The sequence below is a fragment of the Micromonospora chersina genome, from assembly GCF_900091475.1.
Lineage (GTDB): Bacteria > Actinomycetota > Actinomycetes > Mycobacteriales > Micromonosporaceae > Micromonospora > Micromonospora chersina.
Genome location: NZ_FMIB01000002.1, coordinates 2,526,011 through 2,547,373, shown reverse-complemented (window position 1 = coordinate 2,547,373; position 21,363 = coordinate 2,526,011). Strand labels below are relative to the sequence as shown.

At 73.1% G+C, this 21,363-nt stretch carries 17 protein-coding genes; 11 read left to right on the top strand and 6 right to left on the bottom strand.

Annotation, left to right across the window (positions count from 1 at the left end):
- Nucleotides 1-61 precede the first annotated feature (61 nt).
- A complete protein-coding gene (locus GA0070603_RS11565) occupies nucleotides 62-1,600 on the top strand; it encodes a M4 family metallopeptidase (protein WP_091311603.1) in 1,539 nt (512 codons plus the stop codon).
- Between the two features lie 123 nt (nucleotides 1,601-1,723).
- Here the strand turns inward: GA0070603_RS11565 and GA0070603_RS11560 are convergent, their stop codons facing one another.
- On the bottom strand, nucleotides 1,724-2,554 hold the full coding sequence (locus GA0070603_RS11560; RefSeq protein ID WP_091311599.1) for an alpha/beta fold hydrolase: 831 nt from the start codon (nucleotides 2,552-2,554) through the stop codon (nucleotides 1,724-1,726).
- A 72-nt stretch (nucleotides 2,555-2,626) separates the two neighbouring features.
- On the opposite strand from GA0070603_RS11560, the gene GA0070603_RS11555 reads away from it, so the two are divergent.
- On the top strand, nucleotides 2,627-3,673 hold the full coding sequence (locus GA0070603_RS11555) for a sigma-70 family RNA polymerase sigma factor (RefSeq protein WP_091311597.1): 1,047 nt from the start codon (nucleotides 2,627-2,629) through the stop codon (nucleotides 3,671-3,673).
- A gap of 88 nt (nucleotides 3,674-3,761) precedes the next feature.
- Here GA0070603_RS11555 and GA0070603_RS11550 read toward each other — a convergent pair whose 3' ends face one another.
- A complete protein-coding gene (locus tag GA0070603_RS11550; protein WP_091311594.1) occupies nucleotides 3,762-4,547 on the bottom strand; it encodes a pyrimidine reductase family protein in 786 nt (261 codons plus the stop codon).
- Between the two features lie 150 nt (nucleotides 4,548-4,697).
- On the opposite strand from GA0070603_RS11550, the gene GA0070603_RS11545 reads away from it, so the two are divergent.
- The 6 genes from GA0070603_RS11545 to GA0070603_RS11520 all read left to right on the top strand — a co-directional run bounded on the left by GA0070603_RS11545 (nucleotide 4,698) and on the right by GA0070603_RS11520 (nucleotide 11,379).
- Nucleotides 4,698-5,243 carry a plasmid pRiA4b ORF-3 family protein gene (locus GA0070603_RS11545; protein WP_091311590.1) on the top strand — a complete coding sequence of 182 codons (546 nt, stop codon included), beginning with the start codon at nucleotides 4,698-4,700 and terminating at the stop codon, nucleotides 5,241-5,243.
- A gap of 252 nt (nucleotides 5,244-5,495) precedes the next feature.
- Nucleotides 5,496-6,812 (top strand): ABC transporter substrate-binding protein, encoded by a 1,317-nt coding sequence (locus GA0070603_RS11540; RefSeq protein ID WP_091311586.1) that lies wholly within the window; start codon nucleotides 5,496-5,498, stop codon nucleotides 6,810-6,812.
- A 121-nt stretch (nucleotides 6,813-6,933) separates the two neighbouring features.
- Entirely contained in the window at nucleotides 6,934-7,914 is a 981-nt protein-coding gene (locus GA0070603_RS11535) for a carbohydrate ABC transporter permease (protein ID WP_091311582.1), read from the top strand.
- A gap of 9 nt (nucleotides 7,915-7,923) precedes the next feature.
- The gene (locus GA0070603_RS11530; RefSeq protein WP_091311578.1) at nucleotides 7,924-8,820 is read left to right on the top strand and encodes a carbohydrate ABC transporter permease; all 897 of its coding nucleotides are present in this window, start codon (nucleotides 7,924-7,926) and stop codon (nucleotides 8,818-8,820) included.
- Nucleotides 8,817-10,250 carry a GH1 family beta-glucosidase gene (locus GA0070603_RS11525; RefSeq protein WP_091311574.1) on the top strand — a complete coding sequence of 478 codons (1,434 nt, stop codon included), beginning with the start codon at nucleotides 8,817-8,819 and terminating at the stop codon, nucleotides 10,248-10,250. The genes GA0070603_RS11530 and GA0070603_RS11525 overlap by 4 nt, the downstream gene beginning before the upstream one ends.
- 82 nt (nucleotides 10,251-10,332) lie before the next feature.
- Nucleotides 10,333-11,379 (top strand): LacI family DNA-binding transcriptional regulator, encoded by a 1,047-nt coding sequence (locus GA0070603_RS11520; protein ID WP_091311570.1) that lies wholly within the window; start codon nucleotides 10,333-10,335, stop codon nucleotides 11,377-11,379.
- A gap of 5 nt (nucleotides 11,380-11,384) precedes the next feature.
- Here GA0070603_RS11520 and GA0070603_RS11515 read toward each other — a convergent pair whose 3' ends face one another.
- A complete protein-coding gene (locus GA0070603_RS11515) occupies nucleotides 11,385-12,458 on the bottom strand; it encodes a phosphotransferase family protein (protein WP_091311566.1) in 1,074 nt (357 codons plus the stop codon).
- A 150-nt stretch (nucleotides 12,459-12,608) separates the two neighbouring features.
- Here GA0070603_RS11515 and GA0070603_RS11510 point away from each other — a divergent pair, with 150 nt between their 5' ends.
- Together GA0070603_RS11510 and GA0070603_RS11505 are read left to right on the top strand one after the other, a co-directional pair.
- Complete coding sequence (locus GA0070603_RS11510; protein WP_091311563.1) at nucleotides 12,609-13,313, top strand: ACT domain-containing protein; 705 nt, start codon at nucleotides 12,609-12,611, stop codon at nucleotides 13,311-13,313.
- 80 nt (nucleotides 13,314-13,393) lie between these two features.
- Nucleotides 13,394-14,479 carry a GNAT family N-acetyltransferase gene (locus GA0070603_RS11505; protein ID WP_091311559.1) on the top strand — a complete coding sequence of 362 codons (1,086 nt, stop codon included), beginning with the start codon at nucleotides 13,394-13,396 and terminating at the stop codon, nucleotides 14,477-14,479.
- Between the two features lie 190 nt (nucleotides 14,480-14,669).
- Here GA0070603_RS11505 and GA0070603_RS11500 read toward each other — a convergent pair whose 3' ends face one another.
- The 3 genes from GA0070603_RS11500 to GA0070603_RS11490 form a co-directional block, all read right to left on the bottom strand.
- Entirely contained in the window at nucleotides 14,670-16,235 is a 1,566-nt protein-coding gene (locus GA0070603_RS11500; RefSeq protein WP_091311555.1) for an aldehyde dehydrogenase family protein, read from the bottom strand.
- A 267-nt stretch (nucleotides 16,236-16,502) separates the two neighbouring features.
- Entirely contained in the window at nucleotides 16,503-17,027 is a 525-nt protein-coding gene (locus GA0070603_RS11495; RefSeq protein ID WP_091311552.1) for an isochorismatase family protein, read from the bottom strand.
- 101 nt (nucleotides 17,028-17,128) lie between these two features.
- Complete coding sequence (locus tag GA0070603_RS11490; protein WP_167544537.1) at nucleotides 17,129-17,917, bottom strand: LPXTG cell wall anchor domain-containing protein; 789 nt, start codon at nucleotides 17,915-17,917, stop codon at nucleotides 17,129-17,131.
- Between the two features lie 365 nt (nucleotides 17,918-18,282).
- Between GA0070603_RS11490 and GA0070603_RS11485 the strand changes: the two genes are divergently transcribed.
- Nucleotides 18,283-21,150 (top strand): glycoside hydrolase family 9 protein, encoded by a 2,868-nt coding sequence (locus tag GA0070603_RS11485; RefSeq protein ID WP_091311545.1) that lies wholly within the window; start codon nucleotides 18,283-18,285, stop codon nucleotides 21,148-21,150.
- Nucleotides 21,151-21,363 lie beyond the last annotated feature (213 nt).

Below are 21,363 nucleotides of genomic sequence, written 5' to 3'. Positions count from 1 at the left end.
CGGCGGGTCACCCGTCGGTCGATACCCCCCGGCCGGCAGTCCTAGTGAAGGTAGGAACTTCATGCGTCGTACCACTCTCCTCGGCGGGCTGGCCACGGCGGCGCTGCTCGCCGCCGCCGGCACGCTGCCCGCGACGGCCTCCGCGGCCCCCGTCTCCACCGACGCGTTCACCCGGGCGGTCGCCCAGCTCAAGGCCCACTCGGGCAGCGCGCTGGTCGCCGACGGCCAGAGCTTCACGCTCAAGAACGTGCAGACCGACGCCGACGGCACCGAGCATGTCCGGCTCAACCGCTACGCCGACGGCCTGCCGGTGCTCGGCGGCGACACCGTCGTCCACCTGGGCAGGGGCAACACCTGGAAGGGCGCCAGCCAGAGCCTGGTGGCCGCGCCGACCCGGGGCGCCAAGGCCCGGGTCAGCGCCGCGACCGCCGGCCGGGTCGCGCTCGGCGCCTCCACCGCCGCCACCCGCCGCGTCGACGGCACCCAGCTCGTCCACGACGCGGACGCCGCCGGCACCACGCTGGCCTACGAGGTCGTCGTGGGCGGGGCGTACGCCGACGGCACCCCCAGCGAGCTGCACGTCCTGGTGGACGCCACCACCGGCAAGGTGCGCGACTCCTGGGAGGGTGTGCAGCGCGACGGTACCGGCAACACCTTCCACTCCGGCACGGTCACCGTGGGCAGCACCCTCTCCGGCAGCACGTACCAGCTCGCCGACGCCACCCGGGGCGGCCACAAGACCTACGACCTCAACGGCGGCACCAGCGGCACCGGCACGCTCGTCACCAGCGCCTCGAACGTGTTCGGTGACGGCACCCTGGCCAACCGGCAGACCGCCGCGGCCGACGCCGCGTACGGCGCCCAGATGACCTGGGACTACTACAAGACCGTGCACGGCCGCAACGGCATCCGCAACGACGGGGTCGGCGCGTACAGCCGGGTGCACTACAGCAGCAACTACGCCAACGCGTTCTGGAGCGACTCCTGCTTCTGCATGACCTACGGCGACGGCGGCTCGGGCTGGTACCCGCTGACCTCGCTGGACGTGGCCGGTCACGAGATGACCCACGGCGTCACCAGCAACACCGCCGGCCTGCGCTACAGCGGTGAGTCGGGCGGTCTCAACGAGGCCACCAGCGACATCTTCGGCACCCTCGTCGAGTTCTCCGCCGCCAACAGCAAGGACCCGGGCGACTACCTGATCGGCGAGAAGCTGCGCAGCAGCGGCGTCCCGCTGCGCTACATGGACAAGCCCTCCAAGGACGGCTCCTCCGCCGACTGCTGGAGCAGCTCCGTGGGCCGGCTCGACGTGCACTACTCCTCCGGCGTGGCGAACCACTTCTTCTACCTGCTCGCCGTGGGCAGCGGCTCGTCGTCGTACGGCAACAGCCCGACCTGCAACGGCAGCACCGTGACCGGCATCGGCAACGCCAAGGCCGGCGCCATCTGGTACCGCGCGCTCACCCGCTACATGACCTCGCGGACCAACTACGCCGGCGCCCGCACCGCCAGCCTGTCGGCCGCCGCCGACCTGTACGGCAGCGGCAGCGCCGAGTACAACGCGGTGGCCGCCGCCTGGTCGGCCGTCAGCGTCAACTGATCCACCCGGCCCGGCGTCGGCGGACTCCTCCGCCGTCGACGCCGGCACGGCCGCGCCTCGCCACGGCGGGCGTGGGCACGCCACCCCGGCGTCCCCGCGCCCGCCGTCGCCGTGCCGGAGGGGTCAGCCGGCGAGCACCTCGCGCAGCCGGGCGGCGAAGGCCGGCGGGTCCTCGGCGAAGCCGACGTGCCCGCCCGGGAACATCACCGGCGCGGTGCCCAGCTCCGCCGCGAGCGCCCGCGAGGTGCGGTCGCACACCTCACCTGTCGACCGCTCCCCGAGGCCGACGACGACCCGGGTCGGGCCGTCGCGCAGGGCGGCCACGTCGGGCCGGAACCCGGTCGTCCCACGGATCATGTGCAGGTACTGGTAGTGCTCGTCGGCGGCCGCCTGCGGGTCGGGCTCGCCGCCGAACATGCCCAGGATTACCTCCTCGGGCAGGTGGATGTTCGCGTTGGCGAGGAACTTGCGCCCGGCGCCGAGCCGGTCCCCGGCCCGGTAGGTGGCGATCATGTCGGCCTCGCGGGCGAACAGGTCCTCCCGGTCCGGCAGCAGGCCGAGCAGCGGCGGTTCGTGCGCGACGACCGTGTGCACCCGCGAAGGACGGGCCTGGGCCAGGGCGAGGACGGTCACGGCGCCGCCGCTGGACCCCAGCACGGCGGCCGGACCCGCGTCGAGGTGCGCGAGGAGCCGGACGACGTCGTCGGCGCGCAGCTCGGGAGTCGAGTCCCGGTGCGGGTCGTGCAGGACGCTGCGGCGGATCCCGCGCGGGTCGGTGGTCAGCACGGTGTGGTCGGCGGCCAGCAGGTCGGCCAGCGGCGCGAAGGCGTCCGCGTCCATCGGGGCGGCGACCAGGGCCACGAGCGGCCCCCGCCCGCGCACCTCGTAGTACAGCCGCCCGTCGGGCACCGCCAGGGTGCCGGTGGTGACGGGCGCGGTGGACATGCTGTTCATCGGGTCCTCCAGAGTCGTGACGGGCGAGCCGTTCACCTTCCTGACTCCGGCGCTGCGGCAGAATCGTCGGTCGTGAGCGTCAGTTCCCCGACCGCCGCCGGATCTCCGGACCGGGCCCCGGTCGACGAGGCCGCCTTCACGGCGCTCGTCTCGCCGCTGCGCCGGGAGCTGCACGCCCACTGCTACCGGATGCTCGGCTCGGTCCACGACGCCGACGACGCCCTCCAGGACGCGCTGCTGCGGGCGTGGCGCGGGCTGCCGGCCTTCGCGGGACGCGGCTCGCTGCGCTCGTGGCTCTACACCGTGGCGACCCGGGTCTGCCTCGACGCCATCGCCGGCCGCGCGCGGCGGGCCCTGCCGGTCGACCTCGGCCCGGCCAGCGACACCGCCGTGCCGGACAGCCACCCGGACCACGAGGTCGCCTGGCTCGGCCCCTACCCGGACACCGGCCTGGCGGCCGCTCCCGTCGCCCCGGGCGCGCGGTACGAGCAGCGCGAGGCGGTCGAGCTGGCCTTCGTGGCCGCCGTGCAGCACCTGCCGGGCAACCAGCGCGCCGCGCTGCTGCTCTTCGACGTCCTCGGTTACTCGGCCGCGGAGATCGCGGCCATGCTGGGCACCTCGACCGCCTCGGTGAACTCGGCGCTCGCGCGGGCGCGCCGGTCGCTCGCCGAGCGGGCACCCGCCGCCACCCAGCAGCGCACCCTGCGAATGCTGGACGACGTCCGACTGCGGGAGGTGGTCACCGGCTACGCCACCGCCCTGGAGAACGGCGACGCCGACGCCCTGGTCGCCCTGCTCACCGAGGACGTCACCTGGTCCATGCCGCCGATGCCGCACTGGTACCGGGGCCTCGCCGCGGTGCTGGACTTCGCCCGGTCGGCGCCGCTCGGCCCCTGCGGCAGCTGGCGGCACGTGACGACCGGCGCGAACGGCCAACCGGCGGTCGCCGGCTACCTGCGCCGGGGCGGGACCGGCCCCTTCCTGCCGTGGTCGGTCGACGTGCTGGCGCTGCGGGGTGACCGGATCGCCGGCATCACCTCGTTCCTGGGCGCGGAACACGTCGCGGCGTTCGGGCTGCCGGACTCCCTGCCGGGAGAGGCCGCTCCGTCGGCCGGTTGACCCCCGCACGCCGGCCGGCGGCCGCCCGCTCCGCCGGACCGGGTGAGGCTGTCCGCGTACCCCTTTCCGACCGTGCCGGACGGTGCGGTCAGGCGGCCGGGGCGGCGCCCGCGGGCGGCGGCCCGCCCGGGTCGCGGGCATAGCGCAGCATCAGCACCCCGTCGGCGGCGGCCAGCACGTGGCGCAGCGGTAGGTGCCGGGGCGGGCTGGCGTCCCCGGCGGTGATCCGGCCGGGACCGGCCCCGGCGAGCAGCGGCGCGACCGTCAGGCAGAGCTCGTCCACCAGGTCGGCCGCGGTGAGCGCGCCGAACAGGTGCGGCCCGCCCTCGCAGAGGAGCTGGCCCAGCCCGCGGCGGCGCAGCTCGGCCAGGCCGGCGGCCAGGTCGACCCGCTCCCCGCCGCACCGGACGAGGTCGGCCACCTCGGTGAGCCCGGGCGGGGGTTCGGCGGTCGTGCCGGTGAGCACCAGCGGCCGGACCGGCGCGTCGGCGAAGCATGCCTGGGCCGGGTCGAGGTCCAGCGAGCCGGAGACGACAACGAGGGTCGGATAGTCGGTCAGGCCCTGCTCGCGGCGCCAGGCCCGGCGCGCCTCGCCGAGCCGGACCGCCCGGTAGCCCTCGTGGCGCAGCGTGCCGGCGGCCACCACGAGGCCGTCGCAGAGCATCCTCAGCAGCCCGAAGACCCGCTTGTCCGGCTCGCCGGAGAGCCCGGCGGAGTAGCCGTCCAGGCTGACCGCGCCGTCGGCGCTGGCCACGAAGTTGACCCGCAGGTGGGGGTGCGGGGCGCGGCCGTAGAGCGCGGCGAGTTCCGGGTCGGTCAGCGGCCCGGTGACGGGTGCCGGCCAGATCCGTTCGATCGGGCTTCCGACGCTCATTCGCCGGCCGGACCGGTGACCGGAGGGGTGGGTTCGGGGGTACGGTGCTGGCAGTCGCACCACTTCCGGCCTGGACAGTCGTCGTGCCGTCGCTCCCGGCACGCTCGGCAGATCATGTTGGCAGCCTATGCCGAGGAAGGATGGGACAGCATGTCGCGTCAGATCTTCCAGCTGAAGGTCTCCCTCGCCGGGGTCCGACCGCCGGTGTGGCGGCGGGTGCTGGTCCCCGGCGGCTACACCCTGGACCGGCTGCACCGGGTGGTCCAGCACGCGATGGGCTGGCGGGACTGCCACCTGCACTCGTTCGACATCGACGGCCGGCAGTACGGCGAGCCCGACCCGGACGGCGAGCTGGCGCTCCGCGACGAGCTGGACGTCCGGCTGGACGCGGTCGTGGGCAAGGGCGACCGGTTCCGCTACACCTACGACTTCGGCGACTGGTGGGAGCACGACCTCGTGGTCGAGGACGTGTGCGCGGCGGACCCGGACGAGCGCTACCCGGCCTGTGTCGAGGGGGAGCGCGCCTGCCCGCCGGAGGACGTGGGGGGCCCGGCGGGGTACGCCGTCCTGCTGGCCGCGCTGGCCGACCCCGGGCACGCCGAGCACCGGATGATGCGGGAGTGGGCCGGCGCCGGCTTCGAGCCGGACTTCTTCGCCGCCGACCGGGCCACCACCCTGCTGCGCCGCTTCTGCTGACCGCGTACCGGGGTCGCCCTCCGGGGCCACCCCGGTCGATGCGGTAACGATCTGGGAACGCTCCCATCGGTCTATTGACACCCCTGACACGTGCCGGCAATCTCATGGGAGCGCTCCCGCGAGTGGCGTGGGTCTCATCCCTGCCCCGCTCCCGGGTCGCCTCCGGCGGCCGCCTCGGCCGGTGGCGGCGAGACGCGCCACAGCACCCCCCACCACACAGATATCGCCTCACCACCGAAAGAGGGGTCTCGGATGAGCGTCCCAATCCGCCGTCGGCGTTTCGCGGCCATCGCGCTCGCGTCCGTCGCGGTGCTCGCCACCGCCACCGCCTGCGGCGACGACTCGTCGGACAGCGGCGGCAGCAGCAGCGGCCCGGTGACCCTGGTCGTCGACGTCTTCGGCGACCAGGGCTTCGGCTACGACGAGCTCTACAAGCAGTACGAAGCGGAGCACCCGAACGTCAAGATCCAGGAGCGCGGCAAGGGTCTCGGCCTCGGTGACTACAACACCCGGCTGACCCAGCAGATCACCGCCGGGTCGGGCGCCGGCGACGTGGTGGCCCTGGAGGAGGGCACCATCGTCCAGTTCTACGCCCAGGCCGACAAGTTCGTGAACCTCGCCGACCACGGCGCGAACGACCTCAAGGGCAACTTCCTGCCGTGGAAGTGGGAGCAGGGCACCACCCCGGACGGCAAGGTGCTCGGCCTCGGCACCGACGTGGGCTCGATGGCGCTGTGCTACCGCAGCGACCTGTTCAAGGCCGCCGGCCTGCCCACCGACCGCGAGCAGGTCGGCGCGCTGTGGCCGACCTGGGACCAGTTCATCGCCGCCGGCCAGCGCTTCGCCGCCGCCGACAAGAAGCACAAGTTCGTCGACTCGGCGACCAACTTCTACAACGTGGTGCTCATGCAGACCGCGGGCGCGGGCACCGGCTACACCTACTACGACAAGAGCAACAAGCTGGTCATCGGCGAGAACCCGGACGTCAAGTCGGCGTACGACCTCACCACCAAGATGATCGCCGCCGGCCTGTCGAACAACCTGCAGTCCTTCTCCAACGAGTGGAACGCCGGTTTCAAGAACGGCACCTTCGCCACCATCGCCTGCCCCGCCTGGATGACCGGTGTCATCAAGGGCCAGGCCGGTGACGCGGCGGCCGGCAAGTGGGACATCGCCAAGGCGCCCGGCAACGGCGGCAACTGGGGCGGCTCGTTCCTGGCCGTGCCGAAGTCGAGCAAGCACCAGAAGGAGGCCGCCGAGCTGGCCAAGTTCCTGACCAGCGCGAAGGGCCAGACCGAGGCGTTCAAGAAGGTCGGCAACCTGCCCTCCTCGCCGCAGGCGCTTGCCGACCCGGCCGTGGCCGACTCGACCAACGACTACTTCAGCAAGGCCCCGGTCGGCAAGATCTTCGCCGCCGGCGCGAGCGAGCTGAAGCCGGTCTACCTCGGCCCGAAGAACAACGCCGTCCGCACCGCCGTGGAGAACAGCCTCCGCGCCGTGGAGCAGGGCAAGACCGCCGAGGAGCAGTGGCAGGCGGCGCTGAAGAACGGTGCGGCCGCCGGTAAGTGATCCGGCCGACCCGCCCGCGGGTGGCGCCGACAGCCCCGCTGTCGGCGCCACCCGCGGTGCCCGGAGAGCCCCGGCGTCGCCCGTGTGGGCGGGTGACGCCGGCCGAGGAGAAGGACTCCCCATGAGCCTCGACCTGCACGCCGCGGCGCCACCCGACCCCGGACGGTCCCGCGCCGGCCGTCCCGCGCACCGCCGCGCCACCTCGCTGACCCGGCTGGACCTGAGGTACTCGCCCTACCTCTACGTCCTGCCCTTCTTCGTGATCTTCGCCGTGTTCAGCGCGTATCCGATCGCGTACACGGTGTGGATCGCGCTGACCGACCGGTCCCCGCTGAACCCGACGATCTCCTTCGTCGGGCTGGACAACTTCGTCGAACTCATCACCGACGACCCGCAGTTCTGGAACGCGGTGGTGAACACGTTCGGCATGTTCGTGCTCTCCACCGTGCCCCAGCTCATGCTGGCGCTGGTGCTGGCCAACGCGCTGAACCGGAAGCTGCGCGCGCAGACCTTCTTCCGGATGGCCATCGCCATGCCGATCATCACCTCGACCGCCGTGGTCGCGCTGATCTTCTCGATGATCTACGCGAAGGACTTCGGCCTGGTCAACTGGGTGCTCGACACCGTCGGCCTGGACCCGATCGACTGGCGCGCGAACCGCTTCGCCTCCTGGTTCGCCATCTCCACCATGGTCGACTGGCGCTGGGTCGGCTACAACGCCCTGATCTACCTGGCCGCCATGCAGTCCATCAGCAAGGACATGTACGAGGCCGCGGCGCTGGACGGCGCCTCCCGGCGCCGGCAGTTCTGGTCGATCACCGTGCCGCAGCTGCGCCCGACGATCATCTTCACGCTGATCATCTCGACCATCGGCGGCCTCCAGCTGTTCACCGAGCCCCTGCTGTTCACCAGCGGCTCGGGCGGTCTCTCCGGCGGCTCGGAGGGGCAGTTCCAGACCATCACGATGTACCTGCTCGACGTCATGAACCAGCGCTTCCGGTGGGGCTACGCCGGCGCGGTCGCGCTCGTGCTCTTCGTGCTCATCGCGTTGATGTCGACGGTCAACTACCTGCTGGCCCGCCGCATCAGCTCCGACAAGTGAGGTGACGAGATGACGACCACCACGCTCCGCCCACCCGCCCGGCCGGGTGCCCCGGCCCGGGCCGCCCACCAGGCCGAGCGGCTCTGGAAGGCCAGCCCGCTCACCTGGTTCGGGCTGGTCCTCGGGGTGATCCTGTCGCTCTTCCCGTTCTACTGGATGATCGTGATCGCCTCGCGGACCAACGACGCGGCCAACTCCTGGCCGCCGCCGTTCCTGCCCGGCGGCAAGCTCGGCGACAACATCCAACGGGTGCTCGACAACGGCGACGCCAACATCGTCAAGGGCCTGCTGAACTCGTTCCTGGTCTCCGGGACGATCACCGTGGCCACGGTGTTCTTCGGCTCCCTGGCCGGCTTCGCCTTCGCCAAGCTTCGCTTCCGGGGCAAGAACGCGCTGCTGCTGATCATCCTGGCCTCGATGATGGTGCCGATCCAGCTCGGCGTCCTCCCGCTCTACATCCTGATGGCGAAGCTCGAGTGGCTGAACACCATGCCCTCGGTGACCGTGCCGTTCCTCATCGGCGGCTTCGGGATCTTCATGATGCGCCAGTACGCCGAGCAGGCCGTGCCGAACGAGCTGATCGAGGCGGCCCGGGTCGACGGCTGCTCCACCTGGAAGGTGTACTGGCACGTGGTGGCGCCCGCGCTGCGTCCCGCCGCCGCGGTGCTCGGCCTGCTCACCTTCATGGAGCAGTGGAACCAGTTCTTCTGGCCGTTCGTGGTGCTGGCCGACCCGGCCAACCCGACCGTCCAGATCTCCCTCCGTAGCCTCAACACCGCCTACTTCGCCGACAACTCCCAGATCTTCGCGGGTACGTTGATCGCGACCCTGCCCCTGTTCATCGTGTTCATCCTGTTCGGCCGCCAGATCATCGGCGGCATCATGGAAGGCGCCGTCAAGTCGTGAGCAACCCAGCCAGCCCGCCCGCCGTCGGCGTCCTCGACCAGGGCGCGGCACTGACCTTCCCGCCCGGCTTCCTCTGGGGGGCGGCGACCGCCGCGTACCAGATCGAGGGCGCGGCGACCGAGGGCGGCCGCACCCCGTCGATCTGGGACACCTTCAGTCACACCGAGGGGCGGACGGTGGCCGGGCACACCGGTGACGTGGCCTGCGACCACTACCACCGGATGCCCGACGACGTGCGGCTCATGGCCGACCTCGGGCTGAAGTCCTACCGCTTCTCCGTCTCCTGGCCCCGCGTGCAGCCCGGCGGCGCCGGGGCGGTCAACTCCGAGGGGATGGACTTCTACCGGCGCCTCGTGGACGAGCTGCTGAGCCACGGCATCGAGCCGTGGCTCACCCTCTACCACTGGGACCTGCCCCAGCCGCTGGAGGACGCCGGCGGGTGGCCGGCCCGGGACACCGCCGGCCGGTTCGCCGACTACGCCCAGTTGGTCGCCGACGCCCTGGGCGACCGGGTGAAGTACTTCACCACCTTCAACGAGCCGTGGTGCTCGGCCTTCCTCGGCTACGGCTCCGGCGTGCACGCGCCGGGCCGCTCCGACGGGGCCGACGCGGTCCGGGCCGGGCACCACCTCATGCTCGGGCACGGGCTGGCCGTGCAGGCGCTGCGGGCCGCCCGGCCGGAGGCGCAGCTCGGCATCACGGTCAACCTCTACCCGGTCACCCCGGCCACCGACTCGCCGGAGGACGCCGACGCCGCCCGCCGCATCGACGGGCTGGCCAACCGGTTCTTCCTCGACCCGGTGCTACGCGGGGCGTACCCGGCGGACCTGACCGCCGACCTGCGCAAGGTCACCGACTTCGGGCACGTCCGGGACGGCGACCTGGCGGTCATCTCGACCCCGCTGGACATGGTGGGCGTCAACTACTACAGCCGGTACGTGGTGGCCGCGCCGGTCGGGAGTGGCGAGGCGGAGGCGTACTGGCGGGCCCCGTCGTGCTGGCCGGGCAGCGGGGACGTCCGGTTCGTCACCCGGGGTGTCCCGGTGACCGACATGGACTGGGAGATCGACGCCCCGGGCCTGGTGGAGACGCTGGAGCGGGTGCACCGCGACTACACCGACCTGCCGCTCTACGTCACCGAGAACGGCTCCGCGTTCGTCGACGCGGTGGTCGACGGCCGGGTCGACGACCCGGACCGGCTGGCGTACTTCGACGCGCACCTGCGCGCCGCGCACGCCGCGATCAGCGCCGGGGTGCCGCTGAAGGGGTACTTCGCCTGGTCGCTCATGGACAACTTCGAGTGGGCGTGGGGCTACACGAAGCGCTTCGGCATGGTCTACGTCGACTACGACAGCCAGGTCCGGATCCCGAAGTCCAGCGCCAGGTGGTACGCCGATGTGATCCGACGCAACGGCCTGGCCGCACAATAGGCTGGGCCAGCCAGTAACGGGCGGCCCGGCGCCGACGCCTCAACAGGTGCCGGGCCCGCCCGACGTCGGAGGAGCACAGACGATGACAACGCAGCGCACGCGGTCGCTCGGGCGCCCGACCCTCGACGCGGTCGCGGCCCGCGCCGGCGTGGGCCGCGGCACGGTCTCCCGCGTCGTCAACGGCTCGCCACAGGTGAGCCCGGAGGCCCGGGCCGCCGTCCAGGCGGCCATCGCCGAGCTGGGATACGTGCCCAACCGGGCCGCGCGGGCGCTTGTCACCCAGCGGACCGACTCGGTGGCGCTGGTGGTGTCCGAGTCGGGGGAGCGGGTCTTCACCGAGCCGTTCTTCGCCGGCATCGTCCGCGGCGTCAGCTCGGCGCTGCTGGAGACCCCCATGCAGCTCTGGCTGGCCATGGCGCAGTCCCAGATCGAGCGGGAACGGGTCGAGCACCACCTGACCAACCAGCACGTGGACGGCGTCCTGCTGCTCTCGCTGCACGACGCGGACCCGCTGCCCACCCTGCTGGAGGAGCGCGGCCTGCCCACCGTGCTCGGCGGCCGGCCGGCCCGGATGCTGCACCCCAACGCCCAGCCGGCCTGGTTCGTCGACGTGGACAACGTCGGCGGCGCCCGGCAGGCCGTGGAGCACCTGTTCGCCCGCGGCCGGCGTCGGGTCGCCACCATCGCCGGCACCCAGGACATGGGCGCCGGCCTGGCCCGCCTGTCCGGCTACAAGGAGGCGGTCCGGGCCGCGGGCGGGGACCTCAACCCGGACCTCATCGCGTACGGCGACTTCAGCGAGGGCAGCGGCACGGCCTGCATGCGCCGGCTGCTGGAGGTCTGCCCGGACCTGGACGCGGTCTTCGTGGCCTCCGACCTGATGGCCTTCGGCGCTCTCCGCGCGCTGCGCGAGGCCGGCCGCCGGGTGCCCGAGGACGTGGCCGTGATCGGCTTCGACGACGCCCCCATCGCCCGGCAGGCCGAGCCGCCGCTGACCACGGTCTTCCAGCCGGTGGAGGAGATGGGCCGGCAGATGGCCCGGCTGCTCGTCTCGCGGATCCGCGGCGAGGAGCTGCCCAGCCCGCACGTGCTGCTGGACACGAAGCTCATCCACCGCGCCTCGGCCTGACCCCGCTACTTCTCCCGGACGGCACGCAGGCCGTGCTCGACCAGCGGTGCCACCATCTCGCCGATCCGGTCGAAGCCCCCGCCGAGCGTCTGCCCGAGGGTGTGCCGGTAGTGGATGCCCTCGCAGATCACCGCGAGCTTGAAGCAGCCGAGCGCCACGTGCCAGTGCAGCGGCCCGACGTCCACGTCGCTGCGCCCGGCGTACCGGTCGATGAGTTCGGCGCCGGTGGGGAAGCCGGCCCGCGGGCCGATGCCGTCGGCGACCGGGTTGCCCTCGGCGCTGTCGCTGTCGCCCAGCACGTCCCAGTAGGTCAGCAGCAGCCCCAGGTCGGCGAGCGGGTCGCCGAGGGTGGCCATCTCCCAGTCGAGGACCGCCCGCACCGCCACCGGCTCGACGGTGGCGAGCAGGTTGTCCAGCCGGTAGTCGCCGTGCACGATCCGGCCGGCGTTCGCGCCCTCGGGCACGCTGCCGGCGAGCGCGTCGCGCAGCTCGTCGATGCCGGGCAGCGGGCGGCTGCGGGACCGGTCCAGCTGGCCGGACCAGCGGCGGACCTGGCGGGCCAGGTAGCCCTCGGGGCGGCCGAAGTCGGCCAGCCCGACCGCGGCCGGCTCGACCATGTGCAGCTCGGCGAGGGTGTCCATCATCGCCATGGCGAGGTCGCGCCGCTGGCCGGCGGTGAGCGCGTCGGTCTGCTCCCGGCGCCGGTAGACCTCGCCGCCGACCCTCTCCATGAGGTAGAACGGCGCGCCGGTGACGTCGGGGTCGGGGCAGAGCAGCAGCGCGTCGGGCACCGGCACGGCGGTGGGGGCGAGCGCGGAGATCACCCGATACTCCCGGGCCATGTCGTGCGCGGTGGCCAGCACGTGCCCGAGCGGCGGCCGGCGCAGCACCACCTCGCGGTCGCCGGCGCGCAGCAGGTAGGTCAGGTTGGACTTGCCCCCGGCGATCAGCTCGGCCGACAGCGGCCCGGCCAGCTCCGGCCGGTGCGCGGCCAGGTACGCGGCGAGCCGGTCGAGGTCGAGCCCGCGCGGGGCCGAACCGGTCGGGGTCTGCGGTGCGGCGACGGCCGGATCGGTCATCCGGTTAGTTGATGGCAGCTCAGCTTTGTTGTCAAGGCGGGATGTTCCCGGCGGGACATGCCGCTGCAACGGGGGCGAAATGGTCAACCGGCAGGCTGGGGCCCAGCCTGCCGGCCGCCACGGCCGGCCCGCCGAGCGGAGGGACCAGACATGCTGCTGAGAGTTCGGGTGACCCTGCCGGACCGACCGGGCACGCTCGGCCAGGTGGCCCGGACGCTCGGCGTCTCCGGCGCCGACATCGTGCAGGTGGTGGTGCTGGAGCGGCTCGGCGGGCGGGCGGTCGACGACTTCACAGTGGTCTGGCCGGGCGCGGCCCGGGTGGAGCGGCTGCTCGCCGGCCTGGCCGCGATCCCCGGCGTCCGGGTGGACGGGGTGTGGCGGGCGATCGGCGCCCCGACGACCACCGGCCAGGACGCTGAACTGCTCGCCCAGGTCGCCGCGAACCCGGCCGACGGGGTGGCCACACTTGTCGACGCGGTGCCCGGGCTGCTCGCGGCGGACTGGGCGGTGGCCGCCGTGGTGCCGCTGGACTGGGCCGCGCGCAGCGGCGACGGCGGCGAGCCGACGGTCGGGCACGCGAGCTGGCGCGCCCCGGTCCCGCCACGGCTGCCGGAGGTCACCCCGCTGCGGGCCCGGGCGATCACCACCCCGGACGGGCACCACTACGCGGTCGCGCCGTTCGGCCGGGCCGGCCTCGTGCTGGTGGTGGCGCGGGACCACAGCGAGCCGCTCGCCGCCGCCGCGTTCCACGCCACGGAGGTGGACCGGCTCGCCCAGCTCGTCCGGGCCGGCGCGGTGATCCTCGGCGACCGCCTGGACCTGGTCGGCGCCCCACCCGTGACCACCATCACCTGACCGGTCCCGCCGTTTCACCCGTGGGCAACGGGGGCGCAACAGGCGGCCGGCAGGGTCGACGGTGAGGAAGGGAGCGAACCATGGCGCTGTGGCGGATCCGTGCCACCGTGGACGACCGGCCGGGCTACCTGTCGGTGCTCACGGCGAGCCTCGCGTTGCGCGGGGTCAACATCCTCACCGTGCAGGTGCACACCACCGAGGTGGGGGCGGTCGACGACTTCCTTGTCGACGCGCCCGACCGGCTCACCGAGGCCGACCTGCGCGCGGCCGTCGAACGGGGGCGCGGCCGGAACTGCTGGGTGGCGCGCAGCGAGGCGCGCGGGCTGGCCGACCAGCCCACCCGGGTGCTCGGCCTGGCCGGCCGGCTGGTCCGGGACCCGGACGCCGCCGGCGAGACACTGCGCGTGCTGCTCGGCGCGGACGCGGTGACCTGGCGGCCGACGCCGGCCACCCCGCCGGGCGGGGTGGACCAGACCACGATGCTGCTGGCCGACCCGGCCGGCGGCTCGTACGAGTTGCGCCGCCGGGAGCCGAGCTTCACCCCGGCCGAGTACGCCCGGGCGCAGGCCCTGGTCGAGCTGGCCGCCACGGTGGCGCGCCGGGACGCCGACCGGGTCACCCTGGTGCTGCCCGACACGGCCGAGGTGACGGTCCGGCCGGCCGTCGCCGACGACCTGCCGGGCGTGCTGGAGCTGCACGCCGGGTGCTCGGACCGGAGCCGGCAGCGGCGCTACCTGAGCGGGGCGGGGCACCCGGCTCCGGCCCGGCTGCGCCGGCTGCTCGAACCGGCCCAAGGGCTGACCCTGGTCGCCACGCACGGCTCCGGCGGTGCCGCGGCGCCGGTCGTGGCGATGGCCAACCTGCTCGGCGAGGGGGACGAGGCGGAGGCGGCACTGCTGGTGCGGGACGACTGGCAGCGCCGGGGCCTCGGTTCGGCCCTGCTGCGCCGCCTGCTCGGGCACGCCGACCGGGCCGGCTACGCCGCCGTGCTGCTGCACGTGCAGGCCGAGAACACCCCGATGCTGCGCACCGTACGCGGCCTGCACCGGCCCACGTCGGTGGAACGGGACGGCAGCGTGCTGACCGTCACGGTGCCGCTGGCCCCCCGCCGGGCCGTGCTGCCCCGGCAGGCCGACGCGACGGCGCGGTCGCGGCGGTCGTACTGACTCCACGGTGGCGTGTCGCGCCGCGTCCCGGGCCGCAACGGCGCGGCTCGGGACGGCGGCCGGCGGGCCACCGCACACCGGCGCCGGGTTCTCCGGCGCCACCTGGGCCGACCTCCGATGCGGGGGACGGTGACACGGCAGGGCCCCCGGTGCGGGGGCCCTGTCCGTGTCCGGGCCCGGTCGGCCTGGGTCAGGTCGCGGGGTAGCTGCTGTAGTCCGGGAAGTTGCCGTAGAGCCGGCCGTCGCCGCCCACGGTGACCGCCTGCACCAGCAGGTCACCGCCCACGAAGGCGCCCTTCCAGGACGCGCCCCGGCCGCCGAACGGCTCCTCCCGGTCGCCGCGGGAGCGCGGCTTGTTGATGCCCACCTTGAACGCCTGGAGGTCGACGGCGAGCTTGCCGGCCAACTCCTCGTCGTCGCAGGCCAGGGAGGCGACCAGCGCGCCGTTGGAGGCGTTCATCTGGGCCAGCAGCTCGTCGGTGGTGTCCACCACGACGATGGTGTCCACCGGGCCGAACGGCTCGGCGTGCATGAGCCGGGACCGCCCGGGCGGGGCGAGCAGCACCGCCGGCGCCACGTACGCGGAGGTGTCCTGCCCGTCGAGGAAGGGCGCGCCGTCGAGCTTGCCCCGGTGCAGCGGCACCGCGCCGCCGCGTACCGCCTCGTCGACCTTGCGGCGCAGCTCCTCGGCCTTGGCCGCGCTGATCAGCGGGCCGAAGTCCAGCTCGGGCAGCGGGTCACCGGCCGACCAGTCCTCGCCCACGGCGAGCGGGTGTCCGAACCGGACCGACCGCACCACCGGCAGGTACACGTCGAGGAACTCGTCGACCAGATCGCGCTGGACCACGAACCGGGGGTACGCGGTGCAGCGCTGCTTGCCGTACTCGAAGCCCTTCTTCAGGTGCGCGGCGAGCAGGTCCCACTGGGAGAAGTTCCAGATGCCCCAGGCGTTGAGGCCCTCCTGCTCGATGAAGTGCCGCTTGTCGGAGTCGAGCAGCGCCGCCGCCACCTTGCCGCCGTTGGAGCGGCCGCCCACGAACGCCACCGCGCCGATTTCGGGGGCGCGGACCAGGACCTCGGAGAGCTCCTCGCCGCTGCCGGACAGCAGGGTGGCGGGCAGCCCGGCGCGGCGCATCAGCGCGTGCGCCACGGTGAGGCAGACCGCCCCGCCCTGCGACGGGGTCTTGGCGATCACCGCGTTGCCGGCGAGCAGCTGCACCAGCTCGGCGTGCACGAGCACGCTCATGGGGTAGTTCCAGGACGCGATGTTGCTGACCGGGCCGGGCAGCGGCTCGCGGCCGTCGGCGAGCATCCGGTCGATCTCCTGCACGTACCACCGGACGCCGTCCAGCGCCCGGTCGACGTCGGCGCAGGCCAGCCGCCACGGCTTGCCGATCTCCCACACCAGCAGCATGGCGAGCAGGTCGCGGTGGGCGGTGAGGGCGTCCAGGGCGTCGTCGACCCGGGCCTTGCGCTCGGCGAGCGGGGTCTGCGCCCACTCCCGGTGCGCGGCGGCGGCGTGCGCGACCGCGCCGCGCGCGGCCTCGGCGTCCAGGCGGGCCAGGTTGACCAGCACGGTGTTGTCGACGGGGGTGCGTACCGGGCTCGGCGTGCCGACCGCCCGCCAGCCGCCCTCGACGAGGTTGTGCAGGGTGGCGGCGCCGTCGGGCGTGGTGCCGAAGGCTTCCGGCGCGGCGGCCACCGCGCGGGCGAGGGTGTCGGACCAGGAGGTGCCGTCGGCGAGTCTGAGAGCCATCGCGATCTCCTCAGGGTTGTCCGGGGGAGCGGCGGCGTCGATGGCACCGCTGGTGTCGCGTACTGTCCCGCGCGGCCGAGCGCGCGGGCAACCGTACGCTCGTATGCCAGGACGCCCGTCACGCCGCCGCGACACGTCGCGGCCCGACCACCACGGCCTTGACCTGGAGGTACGCGGGCAGGTTATCGAAGGTTGTCGATTATGTGATCCAGCTCCGGGCGGCGTCGACCGGGTTACCCGTCAGTACGGATCAACCCGCCGGCCGGTTCAACCGCCCAGCGCCGCGATCGCCTCCGCGGTCGTGCAGACCGTGCCGAGCCGGCGGAAGACGTAGTCGACGGCGAACTCGTGGGCGTACGCGTCCAACCCGGACATCGCGTCGTGCGGCAGCACCACCCGGTAGCCGATCTCGTCGGCGATGCGGGCCGTCTGCTCGACGCCGAAGTTGGTGGCCAGCCCGCCGATCACCAGCGTGTCCACCCCGCGCTCGCGCAGCGCCGCGTCGAGCCCGGTCTCGTGGAAGGCGCCCCAGGTGTGCTTGACGATCGCCACGTCGCCCTCGCGGGGCGCCACCTCGGGGAGCAGTTCGCTCCCCGCCGGCTGCGGATCGGGGCCGGGCCGGTCGGCGCGGACCACCACCACCGTCGCCCCGGCGGCGCGGGCGGCCCCGGCGAGCGCGAGGCAGCGCTCGACCACCTCGGGGCCGGTGTGCGGGGCGGTCGGCTGGTCCACGATGCGACGCTGGAGGTCGATCAGGACGACGGCGGTGCGGGTCGGGTCGAGAGCGTCCACCCCAAGATCATATCGAGCGTGGACCGCCGGGGTGGCCCCGGGAAAGGCGGAACCGGCCGCCGGACCGAGGTCCGACGGCCGGTTCCGTGCCGGAGTCCGGCTCAGCTGGTGAAGGTGATCTTGTCCCGGCGGCGACGCAGCGCCATCAGGAGGACACCGCCGCCGATCAGGGCCAGGCCGGTGAGCGAGATGCTGGTGGCCGCCACGCCGGTGAGCGGCAGCCCGCCCTCGGTGCCGTTGCCGCCGCCCGCGCCGCCGCCGACCGAGGTGCCCGGCGCCGGGGTGCCCGACGGGTTCTCGGACGGGTTCTCGGAACCGCCCGGCGTCGGGGTCGGGGTCTCCTCACCCGGAGTGGTCGGGGTCGGGGTCGGCGTCGGGCTCTCCGTCGACTCGCACGGCGTCAGCCAGAAGACCTTGTGCTTGTCGTCGAACGCCTTGCCGTCGGTCAGGTCCACGTCGAGCTTGATGTGGTAGCCCTGCTGCGGCTGGAGGTTCAGCCCGGTGAGGTCGAGGTCCTTCGAGGAGAGCTTGATGACCTCGTCGTGGTCGTTCTCCGCGCCCGACGCCGGGTCGTTGCTGATGAGCACGTCGCTCTTCGACCAGACGATCTTGTCCTTCGGCGTGGCCGACGGCGCCTGCGCCCAGAGCGTGATGTTCGCCTTCTGGTCCTGGTCGAAGTTGAAGAACTCCAGCTCGAAGTCACAGGTGACGTGCGGCTGGTTGTCAACCTTGTCGGTGAACTCGGCGCCGTCGATCTTGACGGTGCCGTTGTCGCCATTCGGGTTGTGCGGGTTGCCGGTCGCCCAGGCCGGGGCGGCCGCCAGCCCGAGGAGCGCCGTGGCGGCGGCGGCGGTGAGGGCCGCGCGCGCCACGTGCCGACGCTGTGGCATGTGGAATCCTCCGAGATCGGGAGAGGGGACGGCACATGATCTCATGACGGCATCCCTCCGGCGACATCGGACGAACGGCCTGAGCTGCGACGATGTCCCGCCAGAGGACCGAAATCGGGGCCAGATCGAGCCACTTGCGCGGCGTGTCGGCGTAACGCGGACGAGGCCTTTGACGCTCCGGTCGGCCAGGTCCGGCGGCAGGTCCCGTCTTCACAAACCCGCGACATCGAGTTTACATTGTCGACTATCCATGGGAGCGCTCCCGCGCCTCTGTGGGCCCACCCCACCACCACTGCCGCGCGGCAGCCGGACCACCGACACCGTCCCGTCCGGCTGCCGCGCGGCGCCACCCACAGGAGCTCGCCATGCCCGTTCCGACCCCGCCACCCCGTGGTGGCCGGTCCCGGCTCCGCCGGCTGCTCGCCACCGGCGCCGCGCTGGCCGCCGGCCTGGCCGCGACCGTCACCGTTCCGCCGCCCGCACCGGCCGCCGCTGCCCCCGCCTTCAACTACTCAGAGGCGTTGCAGAAGTCGCTGTTCTTCTACGAGGCGCAGCAGTCCGGGAAGAAGCCGGCCTGGAACCGGGTCTCCTGGCGCGGCGACTCGGCCCTCAACGACGGGGCGGACGTCGGCCTCGACCTCACCGGCGGCTGGTACGACGCCGGCGACCACGTGAAGTTCGGCTTCCCCATGGCGTTCAGCACCACAATGCTGGCCTGGGGCGCGGTCGAGTACCGCGACGGCTACACCGCCTCCGGCCAACTGCCGCACCTGCTCAACAATCTGCGCTGGGTGAACGACTACTTCGTGAAGGCGCACCCCGCCCCCAACATGCTCTACGGCCAGGTCGGCAAGGGCGACGACGACCACAAGTGGTGGGGGCCGGCCGAGGTGCTGCCGATGGCGCGGCCCGCGTACAAGATCGATGCGAGCTGTGGCGGCGCGGACCTGGCGGGGGAGACGGCGGCCGCCATGGCCGCCTCCTCGATGGTGTTCCGGCCCACCGACGCCGCCTACGCCGACAAGCTGCTCGGCCACGCGAAGCAGCTCTACACCTTCGCCGACACGGTGCGGAAGAGCTACCACGAGTGCATCACCGACGCGACGAGCTTCTACCGGTCGTGGAGCGGGTGGCAGGACGAGTTGGTCTGGGGTGCGGTCTGGCTCTACCGGGCCACCGGCGACGCCGCCTACCTGACCAAGGCGGAGAGCGAGTACGACAAGCTCGGCACCGAGCCGCAGTCCACCACCCGCTCCTACAAGTGGACGATCGCCTGGGACAACAAGCAGTTCGGCGCGTACGTGCTGCTGGCCAACCTGACCGGCAAGCAGAAGTACGTCGACGACGCCAACCGCTGGCTCGACTGGTGGACCGTCGGCGTCAACGGCTCCCGGGTCAACTACTCGCCCGGCGGTGAGGCCGTCCTCGACTCCTGGGGCTCCCTGCGCTACGCCGCCAACACCGCCTTCGCCGCGCTGGTCTACAGCGACCGGACGAGCGACGCCACCCGCAAGGCGCGTTACCACGACTTCGCCGTCCGGCAGATCAACTACGCGCTCGGGGACAACCCGCGCAACTCCAGCTACCTGATCGGCTTCGGGGCCAACTCACCGAAGAACCCGCACCACCGCACCGCGCACGGCTCCTGGTGGGACAGCCAGACCGTGCCCACCGAGACCCGCCACGTGCTCTACGGCGCGCTGGTCGGCGGGCCGTCCTCGGCCAACGACGCGTACACCGACAGCCGCTCCGACTACGTCATGAACGAGGTCGCCACCGACTACAACGCCGGCTTCACCTCCGCCCTGGCCCGGCTGGCCTCCGAGTACGGCGGCAGCCCGCTCGCCGGCTTCCCGACCGCCGAGACGCCCGACCTGGACGAGCTGACCGTGGAGACCACTGTCATGCAGGCCGAGACCCGGGCCACCGGGCTCAAGGCGATCGTCTACAACAAGTCCGCCTTCCCGGCCCGGGCGCTGACCACCGCGAAGTTCCGCTACTACTTCCGCCCCGACGGCACCGGCCCGGTGCAGGTCACCCCCGGCTACACCCAGGGCTGCCCGTCACCCACCACGGCCCGGCAGTTCTCCGCCGACATCTGGTACGTCGAGGTCGACTGCACCGGGTACACCATCGCGCCCGCAGGGCAGTCGCAGCACCGGATGGAGGTGCAGTTCAAGGTCGGCGTGCCCGAGGGCGGCACCTGGGATCCCACAAACGACCCGTCGTACCAGGCCACCGCCGGCCCCAACCGGAAGGTGCCGCTCTACGCCGACGGGGCGCGGGTCTGGGGCGAGGAGCCCGGACCGGCCACCCCCGACACCACCGCGCCGACCGTGCCCGGCACCCCGGTCGCCTCGGCCGTCACGGCCACCGGCCTCACCCTGACCTGGGCCGCCTCCACCGACACCGGCGGGAGCGGCCTGGCCGGCTACGAGGTCACCCGCGCCCAGACCGGCAGCGACGCGCTCGTGCTGACCAGCACCACCACCAACACCCTCGCGGTGACGGGGCTGCTGCCCGAGCGGACGTACCAGTTCACGGTGCGCGCCCGCGACGGCGCCGGCAACCGGTCGGCGGCCTCGCCGGCCCTCACGGTGACCACCCCGGCCGCCCCGGCGCCGGACACCACCCCGCCCACCGCCCCGGGCACGCCCACCGCCTCGGCCGTCGGCCCGACCGGGCTCACCCTCACCTGGGGTCCGGCCACCGACAACGTGGGCGTCACCGGCTACCGGGTCTACCGGTCCGGGAACGTCCTCGTCGGGTCGGTCACGGGCACCACCCTCGCGGTCACCGGGCTGACCGCCGCCACGGCGTACACCTTCACCGTGGTCGCGGTGGACGCGGCCGGCAACGTGTCGACGGCCTCGCCGCCGCTCACCGTCACCACCGCGGACCCGCCGGCCGGCGGCGGCTGCGCGGTGACCTGGACGACGAGCAGCTGGGACACCGGGTTCACCGCGAACATCACCGTCACCAACACCGGGACCAGCGCCATCAACGGTTGGACGCTCGCCTTCACCTTCCCCAGCAGCGGGCAGAAGGTGGGCCAGGGCTGGTCGGCGAACTTCACCCAGACCGGCACCGCGGTCACCGCGACGAACGTCTCCTACAACGGCACGCTGGCGCCGGGCGCGTCGACGAGCTTCGGCTTCAACGGCACCCACACCGGCACGAACCCGAGGCCCACCACCTTCACCCTCAACGGCTCTCCCTGCACCGTCTCCTGACGGGCATCCGGCCGGCGCGGCCGGTCACCGTACCTGAGTGACCGGCCGCGCCGGGTCGCCGAACCGGTGAACCCGGGCGCCAGGGCTGCTTCCGGAAGTTTCCGAAAGTTGTTGTCCGGTCGGATGGCCGGTGAGAGCATCGAAGTCGATATATTTCCTAACAAAGCGCCAGTCGTCCTCGCCCAGACTGCTTGGGTGTTGGCCGGTAAGGAG